14 protein-coding genes, 1 tRNA gene and 1 pseudogene are annotated in these 12,815 nt (G+C 71.5%); 10 read left to right on the top strand and 6 right to left on the bottom strand.

Features of this window, described 5'->3' with window-relative positions; genetic code table 11:
• Window positions 1–113 precede the first annotated feature (113 nt).
• Window positions 114–584, bottom strand: coding sequence for a type II toxin-antitoxin system PemK/MazF family toxin (locus FVS66_RS32175; RefSeq protein WP_149184774.1), 471 nt, complete (start codon window positions 582–584; stop codon window positions 114–116).
• Between the two features lie 186 nt (window positions 585–770).
• On the opposite strand from FVS66_RS32175, the gene FVS66_RS32170 reads away from it, so the two are divergent.
• Window positions 771–1,523, top strand: coding sequence for an MBL fold metallo-hydrolase (locus tag FVS66_RS32170; RefSeq protein WP_149184811.1), 753 nt, complete (start codon window positions 771–773; stop codon window positions 1,521–1,523).
• A gap of 81 nt (window positions 1,524–1,604) precedes the next feature.
• Here FVS66_RS32170 and FVS66_RS32165 read toward each other — a convergent pair whose 3' ends face one another.
• Together FVS66_RS32165 and FVS66_RS32160 are read right to left on the bottom strand one after the other, a co-directional pair.
• Window positions 1,605–2,870, bottom strand: coding sequence for a PTS transporter subunit EIIC (locus FVS66_RS32165; RefSeq protein WP_149184773.1), 1,266 nt, complete (start codon window positions 2,868–2,870; stop codon window positions 1,605–1,607).
• 199 nt (window positions 2,871–3,069) lie between these two features.
• On the bottom strand, window positions 3,070–4,341 hold the full coding sequence (locus FVS66_RS32160; protein WP_149184772.1) for a PTS transporter subunit EIIC: 1,272 nt from the start codon (window positions 4,339–4,341) through the stop codon (window positions 3,070–3,072).
• A gap of 189 nt (window positions 4,342–4,530) precedes the next feature.
• Between FVS66_RS32160 and FVS66_RS32155 the strand changes: the two genes are divergently transcribed.
• The 4 genes from FVS66_RS32155 (at window position 4,531) to rdgB (ending at window position 6,884) form a co-directional block, all read left to right on the top strand.
• Complete coding sequence (locus tag FVS66_RS32155) at window positions 4,531–4,764, top strand: PTS glucose/sucrose transporter subunit IIB (protein WP_149184771.1); 234 nt, start codon at window positions 4,531–4,533, stop codon at window positions 4,762–4,764.
• Window positions 4,765–4,943: 179 nt separating this feature from the next.
• Window positions 4,944–5,678, top strand: coding sequence for a ribonuclease PH (rph, locus tag FVS66_RS32150; RefSeq protein ID WP_149184770.1), 735 nt, complete (start codon window positions 4,944–4,946; stop codon window positions 5,676–5,678).
• An 88-nt stretch (window positions 5,679–5,766) separates the two neighbouring features.
• On the top strand, window positions 5,767–6,147 hold the full coding sequence (locus FVS66_RS32145) for a hypothetical protein (protein ID WP_149184769.1): 381 nt from the start codon (window positions 5,767–5,769) through the stop codon (window positions 6,145–6,147).
• A 134-nt stretch (window positions 6,148–6,281) separates the two neighbouring features.
• Window positions 6,282–6,884, top strand: coding sequence for an RdgB/HAM1 family non-canonical purine NTP pyrophosphatase (gene rdgB / locus FVS66_RS32140; protein WP_149184768.1), 603 nt, complete (start codon window positions 6,282–6,284; stop codon window positions 6,882–6,884).
• Between the two features lie 68 nt (window positions 6,885–6,952).
• Here the strand turns inward: rdgB and FVS66_RS32135 are convergent.
• A tRNA-Leu gene (locus FVS66_RS32135) sits at window positions 6,953–7,039 on the bottom strand.
• A 40-nt stretch (window positions 7,040–7,079) separates the two neighbouring features.
• Entirely contained in the window at window positions 7,080–7,547 is a 468-nt protein-coding gene (gene bcp / locus FVS66_RS32130; RefSeq protein ID WP_149184767.1) for a thioredoxin-dependent thiol peroxidase, read from the bottom strand.
• Window positions 7,548–7,690: 143 nt separating this feature from the next.
• Between bcp and FVS66_RS32125 the strand changes: the two genes are divergently transcribed.
• The 3 genes and pseudogenes from FVS66_RS32125 to FVS66_RS32115 form a co-directional block, all read left to right on the top strand.
• Window positions 7,691–8,011: a DUF3618 domain-containing protein gene (locus FVS66_RS32125; RefSeq protein WP_149184766.1), complete on the top strand. Its 321-nt coding sequence runs from the start codon at window positions 7,691–7,693 to the stop codon at window positions 8,009–8,011.
• A gap of 48 nt (window positions 8,012–8,059) precedes the next feature.
• Entirely contained in the window at window positions 8,060–8,398 is a 339-nt protein-coding gene (locus FVS66_RS32120) for a co-chaperone GroES (RefSeq protein WP_010474424.1), read from the top strand.
• A 27-nt stretch (window positions 8,399–8,425) separates the two neighbouring features.
• Window positions 8,426–8,718, top strand: a pseudogene (locus tag FVS66_RS32115) (SMR family transporter); the annotation flags it as partial.
• Between the two features lie 44 nt (window positions 8,719–8,762).
• On the opposite strand, the gene FVS66_RS32110 reads toward FVS66_RS32115, so the two are convergent.
• A complete protein-coding gene (locus tag FVS66_RS32110) occupies window positions 8,763–10,997 on the bottom strand; it encodes a transglycosylase domain-containing protein (RefSeq protein ID WP_149184765.1) in 2,235 nt (744 codons plus the stop codon).
• Between the two features lie 187 nt (window positions 10,998–11,184).
• On the opposite strand from FVS66_RS32110, the gene FVS66_RS32105 reads away from it, so the two are divergent.
• Window positions 11,185–11,985, top strand: coding sequence for an ABC-2 family transporter protein (locus FVS66_RS32105; RefSeq protein WP_149184764.1), 801 nt, complete (start codon window positions 11,185–11,187; stop codon window positions 11,983–11,985).
• A gap of 58 nt (window positions 11,986–12,043) precedes the next feature.
• Window positions 12,044–12,811: an ABC transporter permease gene (locus tag FVS66_RS32100; protein WP_149184810.1), complete on the top strand. Its 768-nt coding sequence runs from the start codon at window positions 12,044–12,046 to the stop codon at window positions 12,809–12,811.
• Window positions 12,812–12,815: the final 4 nt, after the last annotated feature.

Genomic DNA, 12,815 nt, shown 5'->3' with positions numbered 1-12,815 from the left:
CCCGCGCTCCCGCACCCCGCGCTCCCGCACCCCGCGCTCCCGCACCCCGCGCTCCCGCACCCCGCGCTCCCGCACCCCGCGCTCCCGCACGCGCGCCCCCGCGGGCGCGTCCCTCAGTCCGCCGCCAGGTGCCGCACCTGGTCCCAGACCAGCGGGTCCACGGAGCCGACCCGGCGGCGGAACTCCCACAGCGGGACGTCCCGCAGCTCGTCGGTCTCCAGGAAGCTGGCCCGCCCCCGCGCGTCCCCCACGGACCCGGGCGGCAGCGCGATCACCCCGCCCCGCTCGTCCCGGTACTTGCTGGTGATCTTCGCGACGACCGCCGAGTCCCCCCGTACGGCCAGCACCAGACAGGGCCGGTCCTTGGACCCGGGCCCGTCCTCGAAGGGCACGTCCGCCCACCAGATGTCCCCCGGCTCGGGCCGCCGCGCCGGCAGGGTGCGGATACGGGGCCCTCGGGCCCGCGCGGGAGGCCGCCTACGCCCACCGGGGCGCCGCCCGGCCCGCCCCCATCCGTCGGCCACGGCCGCCACCAGGGCGATCACCACGACGGCGCCGAGCGCCAGCCACCAGGACGTGTCCATACCTCCGGACGTTACCGGCCCACGCCGCACCCCGCGTCCATCCGAACCGGTGACAGCACGGGTGAGTTCCCCCACAACGGGCCACTGCGAAGGAGCGCCCCGCCGCGCAGCGCCTTACGCTCGACGCACCGCACGACCTCCCCCGTCAGCGCTTCCCCCGCTCCCGTCCACGGAGGTTCACGCTCCATGAAGCTCACCGTCGTCGGCTGCTCCGGGTCGTTCCCGTCCGCGGATTCGGCCTGCTCGAGCTACCTCGTAGAGGCCGACGGCTTCCGGCTGCTCCTCGACATGGGCAACGGCGCCCTGGGCGAGCTGCAGCGTCACTGCGGTCTCTACGACCTCGACGCGATCTTCCTCAGCCACCTGCACGCCGACCACTGCATCGACATGTGCGGGTACTTCGTCGCGCGCTACTACCGGCACGAGGGCGGCCGCTGCGACGCCATCCCGGTGTACGCCCCCGACGGCGCCGAGCAGCGGCTGACGACCGCGTACGCGGACACGCCGTCCCCCACGTCGATGAGCGAGGTGTTCGACTTCCACACGCTCAAGCCGGGCGTGTTCGACATCGGCCCGTTCCAGGTGCGCACGGAGCGGGTGTGTCATCCGGTCGAGGCGTTCGGCATCCGGATCGAGCACGGCGGCAAGGTCCTGACGTACTCCGGCGACACGGGCGCGTGTGACGCCCTGGACGAGCTGGCGGCGGACGCGGATCTGTTCCTGTGCGAGGCGTCCTTCACCTACGGCAAGGAGGACATCCCGGAGCTTCACCTGAACGGCCGGGAGGCGGGCGTGCACGCGGCCAGGGCCGGGGCGAAGCGGCTGGTCCTGACGCACATCCCGCCGTGGACGGACGGCGAGCGCAATCTGGCGGACGCCCGCGCGGTCTATCCGGGCCCGGCGGAACTGGCCCGGTCGGGCGCGGTGTACGCGCTGTAGAACGCGGGAAGGCCCCGGGACCTGGAACGGTCCCGGGGCCTTCGCCCTGCCGTAGGTGGCCGGCCGGCGGGCCGGCGGCGGCTACTTCGCCTCGGCCTTCTGCAGCTCCGCCAGCTCCTCGTCGGACTCGCGGCCCGGCGTCGGCAGGTTGAACCTGACGATCGCGAAGCGGAACACCGCGTAGTAGACCGCCGCGAAGCAGAGGCCGACCAGCGCCAGGCCCCACGGGTTGGACGCGATGCCGAGGTTGAGGAAGAAGTCGACCGCGCCGGCGGAGAAGCCGAAGCCGTCCCGCATACCCAGCGACCAGGTCAGCGCCATGGAGACACCGGTCAGCACCGCGTGGACCGCGTACAGCACCGGCGCGATGAACATGAAGGTGAACTCGATCGGCTCGGTGACACCGGTGACGAACGAGGTCAGCGCCAGCGAGAACATCATGCCGCCGACGACCTTGCGGCGCTCGGGACGGGCGCAGTGGACGATCGCGAGGCAGGCCGCCGGGAGGGCGAACATCATGATCGGGAAGAAGCCGGTCATGAACTGTCCGGCGGTCGGGTCGCCTTCGAGGAAGCGGGCGATGTCGCCGCTCTTGCCCTGGAACTCACCGGCCTGGAACCACGGGAAGGAGTTGAGCAGGTGGTGCATGCCGACCGGGATCAGCGCACGGTTGGCGACACCGAAGACGCCCGCGCCCACGGCTCCGGAGCTGACGAGGCTCTCGCCGACCCAGTGCAGGCCCGCGCCGAGCCACGGCCAGATCAGGCCGAAGACGATACCGGCGAGCAGACCGGCGAAGGCGGACAGGATCGGGACGAGTCGGCGGCCGCCGAAGAAGCCCGCCCAGTCGGGCAGCTTGGTGCGGTAGAAGCGCTGGTAGAGCAGTGCGACGATGATGCCCATGACCACGCCGCCGAGGACCTTGGCGTCGACCGCCTGCTCCACCATGACGATCTTGCCGTCGACGATGGCTTCCTTCTTGGGCAGGCTGCTGTCCGTGAAGGTGGCGAGCACGTTCTTGAAGACCAGATAGCCCGTCACCGCCGCGAGGGCCGTCGAGCCGTCGGACTTCTTCGCGAAGCCGATCGCGATGCCGACGGCGAAGAGCAGCGCCATGTTGTCGAGCAGGGCGCCACCGCCGGCGGCCATGTATCCTGCGATCTTGGTGATGAAGGTCGGGAACGACTCCCTGCCGAGCATGTCGGGCTGGCCGAAACGCACCAGGAGCGCGGCCGCCGGCAGCACGGCGACCGGCAGCATGAGGCTGCGGCCGATGCGCTGCATGACAGCCATCGCGCCCGCGCCCTTCTTCTTCTCCGCCGCAGGGGCGGTGCTGGCCGTGGACATCAACTTCCTCCAGTGGGCAAGGCGCCGCCCGGCATGAGGACAGGGGGACGGCGGCGTCTCGGGGGGAACGCGGCACGGGGCGAGGCCGCGTGGTCTACACCAGTAGTGGTGTAGACCTGTTGTAGCACGGTCGGGGATAGATAAGGAACCTGCAAATCCGTAACGCGTTCCCTACAGCCCGTACGCCCTCGCGAGAGCGTTATGGCCTGGTGATGTCGCGCTCGATCTCCGCCTCGACCTCCACGGGCTCGCGGCCAGGCGTCTGCAGCTTGAAGACCGTGATCGCGAAGCGGAACACCATGTAATAGACCACCGCGAACCCCAGGCCGATCGGGATGATCAGCCACGGCTTGGTGCCCAGGTGCCAGTTGACGATGTAGTCGATCAGCCCGGCCGAGAAGCTGAAGCCGACGTGCACCCCCAGCGCCCAGGTGATCACCATCGACGCGCCCGTCAGCAGCGCGTGCAGTCCGTACAGCAGCGGCGCCACGAACATGAACGAGAACTCGATCGGCTCGGTCACACCCGTCACGAACGACGTCAGCGCCACCGAGGGCATCAGCCCCGCCACCTCCTTGCGGCGCTCGGGGCGGGCCGTGTGCGCGATGGCGAGCGCGGCCGCCGGGAGGCCGAACATCATGATCGGGAAGAACCCCGACATGAACTGCCCCGCCGTCGGGTCCTCCGCGAAGAACCGGGTCAGGTCCCCCTGCACCACGGTCCCGTCGGGCCTGGTGAACTCCCCCGCCTGGAACCAGAAGAACGTGTTGATGAACTGGTGCATGCCGACCGGGATGAGCAGCCGGTTCGCCACGCCGAAGATGCCCGCGCCCCACGCGCCCAGGCCGATCAGCTGCCGCGCGAACCACTCCAGCGCATCGCCGACCGGCTCCCACAGCAGCCCGAAGGCGACACCCAGCAGGACACCCAGGAACGCCATCTGGATCGGCACCAGCCGCCGCCCGTTGAAGAACCCGAGCCAGTCCACCAGCCTGGTCCGGTGGTACCGCTGCCACACCGTGGCCGTCAGCAGCCCGATCAGGATGCCGCCCAGCACGCCCGGGTTCTGCGGAACGCCCCCGGGCGCCTCCGGGGTGACCGTCCCCTCCTGCGGGAACGCCGCCAGCACGTTGAAGTAGACGAGGAAGCCGACCACGGCCGCGAGCGCCGTCGAACCGTCCGCCTTCTTCGCGAACCCGATCGCCACGCCGATGCAGAACAGCAGCGGCAGCCCGAACGAGCCGTCGAGGATCGCCGTACCGCCCTGCAGCAGTACCTCCGAGACCCGGTCCCAGAACGCGCCGCCCAGATACGCCGAGAACAGATTGCCCAGGCTGACGAGGAGGCCGGCCGCCGGCAGCACGGCCACCGGGAGCTGCAGGCTGCGGCCGACCTTCTGCAGCCCCTGGAAGAGCGCGCTCCACCGCGACCGGCGCGGGCCGGCGGCGCTCTCCTCGCCCTCCGTGCTCATCGGCGTCCTCCCGGAGACAGGACTGGTGTAGACCAGTTGCGGTAGGCTCCCGGAAGCCCGGCCACGGGCAGGGTGCCGGTGATCGTCATCATGGGGTACGGAGCAGGACCTCGCCCGTGTAGATGGGTCAACCGTGAGTTACCGTGACGAACGCGGACCTAAGGCTCTTCGAAGGACAGGGAGAAACACATGGCCACCAAGGCTGAGAAGATCGTCGCCGGGCTCGGTGGGATCGACAACATCGAAGAGGTCGAGGGCTGCATCACCCGGCTGCGCACCGAGGTGGCCGACGCCGCCCTGGTCGACGAGACCGCACTGAAGGCCGCCGGCGCACACGGCGTCGTGAAGATGGGCACCGCCATCCAGGTCGTCATCGGCACCGACGCCGACCCGATCGCCGCCGAGATCGAGGACATGATGTGAACCGCCGCTGACCGCGGCAGCACGACCGGGGCCCTTCCCGCGGCCGTATGTACGCCCACGGCGACGTACGCCCACCTCCGGAACGGGCCCCGTCGCACGCGCCCGCTTCGCCGGCCGTCGCACTCCCCGGCGCACCGGCCCGGAGCGGGAGAGCCTCGGACACCGCCTAGGCTCTCCCCATGACGCGAATCGACGGCCGCACGCCCGAACAGCTCCGCCCGGTCACCATCCAACGCGGCTGGAGCAAGCACGCCGAGGGCTCCGTACTCATCTCCTGCGGCGACACCAGGGTCTTCTGCACCGCCTCCGTCACCGAAGGCGTCCCCCGCTGGCGCAAGGGCAGCGGTGAGGGCTGGGTCACCGCCGAGTACTCGATGCTGCCGCGCTCCACCAACACCCGCGGCGACCGCGAGTCCGTCCGCGGCAGGATCGGCGGCCGCACGCACGAGATCTCCCGCCTCATCGGCCGCTCCCTGCGCGCCGTCATCGACTACAAGGCGCTCGGCGAGAACACCATCGTCCTCGACTGCGACGTCCTCCAGGCCGACGGCGGCACCCGCACCACCGCCATCACCGGCGCGTACGTCGCGCTCGCCGACGCCGTCGCCTGGGCGCAGAAGCAGAAGCTCGTCAAGGCCGGCCGCAAGCCGCTCACCGGCACCGTCGCCGCCGTCTCCGTCGGCATCGTCGACGGCACGCCCCTCCTCGACCTCTGTTACGAGGAGGACGTCCGCGCCGAGACCGACATGAACGTCGTCTGCACCGGCGACGGCCGCTTCGTCGAGGTCCAGGGCACCGCCGAGGCCGAGCCGTTCGACCGCAAGGAGCTCAACGCGCTCCTCGACCTCGCCACCGGCGGCTGCGCCGACCTCGCGGCCCTCCAGACCGAGGCCCTCGAAGCCGCCGCCCTCTGAGCAACCCCGCCGCCACCGCGCGGCGTCTCATCGAACACGGGTGTATGAGACGTCCCGTACGCCCGTAACACCAGGGAGGGACCCGCACATGCGCCACCACCGCACCACCACGCTCGTCGCCGGCACCGCGCTCGCGCTCACGATGACGCTCACCGGCTGCGGCGCGTTGGACAAGGCAATCGGCTGCGTCCAGACCGCCGACGCCATCGCCACCAGCGTCGACCGCCTCAGCCAGGCCGCCTCCAACGCGGGCGACCCGACCCAGATCGAGGAGTCCCTGGCCGAGATCGACAAGGAACTGGCGACCCTCAAGGACGAGACCGGCGACGCCGATCTGTCCAAGGCGGTCGACGACCTCTCGAAGGGCGTCGAAGAGGTCCGCACCGCCGTGAAGAACGGCGACGCCACCCCCGACCTCAAGCCGGTCACCGACGCGGCGGCCGAGGTCGGCAAGGTCTGCACCTCCTGACCGGGTGACCTCCTGACCTCTCGACCCCCTGACCTGCGGACCGCGTGACCTCGCGGTCCGCAGGAGGCGTCGCGGTCCACAGGAGGCGCGGTCCGCCGGAGACCGGCGGACCGCGCCTCGCGATACTGGACCCCATGACCCGTCTGATCCTCGCCACCCGGAACGCCGGGAAGATCACCGAACTGCGCGCCATCCTCGCCGACGCCGGGCTCGCGCACGAGCTCGTCGGGGCGGACGCCTACCCCGACGTCCCGGACGTCAAGGAGACCGGCGTCACGTTCGCCGAGAACGCGCTCCTCAAGGCCCGCGCCCTCGCGCGGGCCACCGGGCACCCGGCCGTCGCCGACGACTCCGGCCTCTGTGTCGACGTCCTCGGCGGCGCACCCGGGATCTTCTCGGCCCGGTGGGCCGGCACGCACGGCGACGACAAGGCCAATCTGAACCTGCTGCTCGCCCAGCTCTCCGACATCGCCGACCCCCACCGCACCGCGCACTTCGCCTGCGCCGCCGCCCTCGCTCTCCCCGACGGCACCGAGCGCGTCGTCGAAGGCCGCCTCGACGGCACCCTCCGCCACACCCCCGCCGGCACCGGCGGCTTCGGCTACGACCCGGTCCTGCAGCCCGACGGCGACACCCGCACCTGCGCCGAGCTCACCCCGGACGAGAAGAACGCCATCAGCCACCGCGGCAAGGCATTCCGCGCCCTGGTGCCGGTCGTCCGCGAGCTGCTCGGCTGAGGCGCGGCGAGCCGAGCACATACACCGAAGGCGCAGCTCCAACGAGCTGCGCCTTCGGATCAAAGGTCTGGTGCGGCCGGAGGGACTCGAACCCTCACGGGTGTTACCCCACTGGGACCTAAACCCAGCGTGACTGCCAATTCCACCACGGCCGCCGACCGCCACATCGTAGCGGCCCGGGAATCCCGGACGCGGTCAGATACCCAGGTCCTTGATGATCTTTGCGACATGCCCGGTCGCCTTCACGTTGTACAGCGCGCGCTCGACGTTGCCGTCCTCGTCGACGATCACCGTCGACCGGATGACACCCTTCACCGTCTTCCCGTACAGCTTCTTCTCGCCGAACGCGCCGTACGCCTCCAGGACCTTTTTCTCCGGGTCGCCGACCAAGGTGACCTTCAGGTCCTCCTTCTCGCGGAACTTCGCCAGCTTCTCCGGCTTGTCCGGCGAGACACCGATCACGTCGTAGCCCGCGCCGGCGAGCAGCTCCAGGTTGTCCGTGAAGTCGCACGCCTGCTTCGTGCAGCCCGGCGTGAGCGCCGCCGGGTAGAAGTACACGATGACCTTGCGGCCCTTGTGGTCCGCGAGCGAGATCTCGTTGCCGTCCGCGTCGGGCAGGGTGAAGGCGGGGGCGGTGTCGCCGGGCTGCAGTCGCTCGCTCATGGCTCGGGGTCTCCTCAACGGGGATACGGGCGGTACCCGACCGAGCCTAACGGGGGTCTGTGACAGCCCCGGGCCCGTCGAGCTGACAAACTGTCCATGACGGAGCCACCCAGAGATCCACGACCACCTACGGAGGCGACTCGGTGTCGGACGCCAGGACCCCCGCGCAGATCGAGGCGGACATCGTCCGCCGGCGCGAGCAACTCGCCGTCACGCTCGACGAGATCGGCGTACGGATGCACCCGAAGACGATCATCGGCGACGCGAAGGCCAGGGTGGCGTCCACGGTCGACGAGACGGCCGGCCGGGCCTTCGTCGCCGTCAACCGGGCCGTGACCGATGTCAAGGCGCGGTTCGTCGCCGACGACGGCACCCCCCGCCTGGAGCGGGTCGTCCCCGTGGCCCTCCTCGCGGTCGGCGTCATCGGGCTCATCGCCGTGTCGTCCCGCAGGCACAGGGGCTGAGGGCCCCTGGCGCGCACCCGGGGCGGCCGGGCCAGGTAAGTTCGTGGGGTGAGCGAGAACACCCACGACAAGTTGCCCATCCGGATGCTCCACGACCGGGTGCTGGTCCGGTCCGACGTCCCCGAGGGCGAGCGGCGCTCGGGCGGCGGCATCCTCATCCCGGCGACCGCCGCGGTAGGCCGCAGGCTCGCCTGGGCCGAGGTGGTCGCGGTCGGCCAGAACGTCCGGACCGTCGAGCCCGGCGACCGCGTGCTGTACGACCCCGAGGACCGTGCCGAGGTCGAGGTGCGGGGCGTCGCGTACGTACTGATGCGGGAGCGCGACCTGCACGCGGTCGCCGCCGACCGCTTCGAGGGCTCGGAGGACTCCACGGGCCTCTACCTCTGACGTCTGCCACCGTCGACAGCACCTGCCATGGCCGGCGTTCTGCTCATCGCCGCCGGTCCGCTGGAGGTCGGCCGGTCGGTCGGTATGAGGTTCACCGACGGTTTCACCCGGCTCCGGCCGAGCCTCCTCACCGGCCCCGGCCCCGGCCCCGGCCCCGGCCCCGGCATCGTCGCCGGCATGGCGCTGCCGGCCCGGGCCGCCAGGACCTGCCGATCGGCACCGCGTACGGCGTGCGGAATCGGCATGGGCGCGGCCGGTGCGGCGGTCGTCGGGGTCTATCCGTCCTGAACGAGCCCGGGACCGCCGCCCGGATCTTCTTCTCCTTCTGCTGCTGGTCGTGGTCGGTCGCCAGATCCTCCGGCGGTCACGGTCTCCGCGTGGACCCGGGGCCGCCCCACCACCCGTCGTGGACGCCCTCCTGGAACGGCGCCCAGGGCTCCTCCTCCTGCGGCTCGAACGGAGGCTGCGGCCACGGCGGCCGGTCCGCCTCCCACGGCAGCTCCTCCATGTACCCGGCGCCCTCCGGGACCTGAAGGTCGAAGTCCCGCGCCGGGGTGTCCGCCAGCGCCGTCCCGGTGTAGTGCGCCCAGATCTCCGCGGGCGCGCCGCCCCCGTTGATCCGGGCCAGGCCCATCGCCCCGTACAGCGGCATCTGCGCGCCCGTCTTCGGGTCCTGGCCCATCAGCGCGACCACGGTCGCCAGGTCCGGCGTGTAGCCGGCGAACCAGGCGGCCTTGTCGTCCTCCGCCGTGCCGGTCTTCCCGGCCGCCGGCCGCCCCACCGCCCGGGCCGCGGTACCGGTGCCGCCCTCGACGACGCCGCGCAGTACGGCCGTCGTCGTGTCGGCGGCCTCCCGGCTCACGGCCTCGCGGACCGTGGCGTCGGTCGCGGGGAGCGGCAGCGGCTGGTCGCCGTGCGGGTCGATCCGCTCGACCTTCTCGACCAGCGTGTACAGGCCCCGCATGCCGTGGTTGGCGAGCGTCGCGTACGCCTCCGCCATGTCCAGGACGCTGGCGGAGGCCGGGCCCAGCGCGATCGACGGGGACGCCTTGAGGTCCGGGGTGTCGGCGGGCAGCCCGAGCGCGATCGCCGTCCGCCGCACCTTCTTCGGCCCGACGTCCACCGCGAGCTGCGCGTACACCGCGTTCACGGACCGGTCGGTGGCGGTACGGAGGGGGATGCCGCCGTAGCTGACGTCGTCCTCGTTGGCCGGGGCGTACGGGCCGCCCTTCCAGCCCTCCACGGGGCGCTTGTTGGTGCCGTCGTACACGGTGTTCGGGGTGATCGGCTCGCCGTACTGCGTGGTGGCGCCGTTCGCGACGGCGGACGCGAGGACGAACGGCTTGAAGGTGGAGCCGACCTGGTAGTCACGGCGGGTCGCGTTGTTCACATACTGCTTGGTGTAGTCGAAGCCGCCGTACAGGGCGACGACTTTGCCGGTGGCGGGTTCGATGGAGGCACCGCCGACCCGTACGTACCGGTCGGTGGGGTTGGCGTCCGGTGCGAGCCGGTCGAGGACCTGCTCCCGCACGGCCTCGGTGAAGGCGTCCATCTTCTGCTTCTGCAGCGTGGTGGTGATGCGGTAGCCGCCGGCGGCGAGTGCCTCCTTCGAGACGACGCCGTGGCGGGCGAGGAACGCGTTGACGGCCTGGACGGCGTATCCGCCCTGGCCGGCCAGGCCGGCGGTGGGGCGGGACGGCAGCACCGCGGGGAAGGTCAGGCGGGCCCGCTCGGCCGCGGTGAGCCAGCGCTCCTGCACCATCGCGTCGAGGACGTAGTTCCAGCGGGCCAGCGCACGCGCGCGGTTGGCGGGCCGGGCGCCGACGTCGTACGCGCTGGGCGCGTTGAGCAGCGACGCCAGGTACGCGCCCTCGGCGGTGTCGAGGTCCTGGACGTCCTTGCCGTAGTAGGCGCGGGCGGCGGCCTGGACCCCGTAGGCGTTGCGCCCGTAGTAGCTGTTGTTCAGATACCCCTCGAGGATCTTGTCCTTGCTCATCCGCCGGTCCAGCTTGATCGCGATGAAGAACTCCTTGACCTTGCGGGTGACGGTCCGCTCCTGGCCGAGGTAGTAGTTCTTCACGTACTGCTGGGTGATGGTCGAACCGCCCTGGGTGCCCTTGCCGGTGAGGGTGTTCCAGCCGGCGCGGAGCATCGCCTCCGGGTCGACTCCGGGCTCGCTGTGGAAGTCGCGGTCCTCGGCGGCGAGTACGGCCTGCCGCAGCGGGCGGGGGATACGGGCGAGTGGCACGCTCTCCCGGTTGACCTTGCCGCCCCGCGCGAGGGGGCTGCCGTCGGCGTAGAGGTAGACGTTGGCCTGCGCGGTGGCGGCGGGGTTGGCGGGCGGGATGTCGACGAGGTGGTACCCGGCGAAGAACGCGCCGACGAGGCCGAGCGCGAGGAGCAGGAACCCGCCGAGGGTCATCCGCCAGGTCGGCACGAGCCTGCGCCAGCCGGTACGCCGCCTTCGCGCCCGGCCCCGGCCCCCGCCGCGGGACCGGCGGGAGGGCGCGGCGGGGTGGCCCGGGACGGTCGGTGTGTGGACGGTGGGGTCACGGGGCTCCCAGCCTCCGGCTGAGGGCTGCGGCGGGTCGTCGCTCATGGGTCTCCGGCACGGTCGCGAACGTGGTGACTGTCCGACTTGTGGTGTTTTGTAACGCCCTCTCATAGTGCACTCCGCGCGCCCCCATCCCGCGCATCCCGCCGCCGGGCCAGCCGAAAAGCGGTCGCGGCCCCCGTCGGCCAGGGGCTAGGCTCACCCGCTTCGGCGGAGAGGGGGAGGCGGCGACATGCGGCTCTACGCGGCCGTGCTGACCGGCGGGTTCCGGCGCCATGCCACCTACCGCATGGCGACCGCGGCCGGGGTGTTCACCAACACCGTCTTCGGGTTCATCCTGACGTTCACCTATATGGCCCTGTGGAACGAGCGCCCCCGACTCGGCGGCTACGACATGTCCGAGGCGCTCGCCTTCGTGTGGCTCGGCCAGGCGCTGCTCGCCGCCTGCTCCCTGATGGGCGGCGGCTTCGAGGACGAACTGATCGAGCGGATCAAGACGGGCGACATCGCCGTGGACCTGTACCGGCCCGCCGACCTCCAGCTGTGGTGGTTCTCGGCCAACCTGGGGCGCGCCGCGTTCCAGCTGCTCGGGCGGGGGATCGTACCGATGGCCGTGGGCGCACTCGCCTTCGACCTGGCGCTGCCCGAACACCCCCTGACCTGGCTCGCCTTCCTGGTGGCGGTGTTCCTCGGGGTGACGGTGGGCTTCGGGATCTGGTTCCTGGTGGCGCTCACCGCCTTCTGGCTGATGGACGGTGCGGGGGTGGTGCAGGTGGCGTGGCTGTCGGGGACGTTCTTCTCCGGGATGCTGCTGCCGCTCACCGTCTTCCCGGGCGTACTCGGCGAGGTGGCCAGGGCGTTGCCCTGGGCGTCGATGCTCCAGGTGCCGGCCGATGTGTTCCTGGAGAAGCGGACCGGCTGGGCACTGCTGGAGGCGTACGTCTTCCAGGCGGGCTGGGCCGTGGTGCTGCTGGCGGCGGGGCGGGCGCTCCAGGCCGTGGCGACACGCCGGGTGGTGGTGCAGGGTGGCTAGGAGCACCAGGGCGGCCGCGACGGCGGAGGGCCTGCGCGTGTACGGGCTGATCGCGGCCATGTGGATCCGCTCGACGATGACGTACCGCTTCTCCTTCGCGATGACGCTGCTGTCGAACTTCACGGCGACGCTCTTCGACTTCGTCGTGATCCTGCTGATGTTCACTCATGTGCGTGGCCTGGGGGGCTTCTCCTTCGCGGAGGTGGCGTTCCTGTACGGGACGACGAGCACCGCGTTCGGGCTCGCGGACCTCGCGCTGGGCCAGGTGGGGCGGCTCGGCCGGCGGGTGCGGGACGGCACGCTCGACACGCTGCTGGTGCGGCCGGCGCCGGTGCTCGCGCAGGTGGCGGCGGACCGGTTCGCGCTCCGGCGCCTCGGCCGCGTGACTCAGGGGCTGCTCGTCCTCGTCTGGTCCCTGGTCCTGCTGGACGGGGTGGAGTGGACCCCGCTCAAGGCGGCGATGATCCCCCTGACGGCCGTGACCGGCGCCCTGATCTTCGGCTCCGTCATGACGGCGGGCGCCGCGTTCCAGTTCTGGGCGCAGGACGGCGCGGAGGTCGCCAACTCGTTCACGTACGGCGGGAACACCCTCCTCCAGTACCCGCCGACCATCTTCGCGGGCGAGCTGGTGCGCGGTGTCGTCTACGTCGTACCGCTGGCGTTCGTGAACTGGGTACCGGCCCTGTATGTGCTGGGCCGCGACGCCCCGGCGGGCCTGCCCGCGTGGGCGGCCTTCGCGTCGCCGCTGGTCGCGGCGGTGTGCGTGGGCCTGGCTGGCCTGGCCTGGCGGGCGGGATTGCGTTCGTACCGAAGCACGGGGAGCTGACTGG

This window comes from Streptomyces sp. TRM49041 (genome assembly GCF_008271805.1).
Lineage (GTDB): Bacteria > Actinomycetota > Actinomycetes > Streptomycetales > Streptomycetaceae > Streptomyces.
Note: the sequence above shows the minus strand (reverse complement) of the source record. Positions and strands in the feature narration are given on the sequence as shown.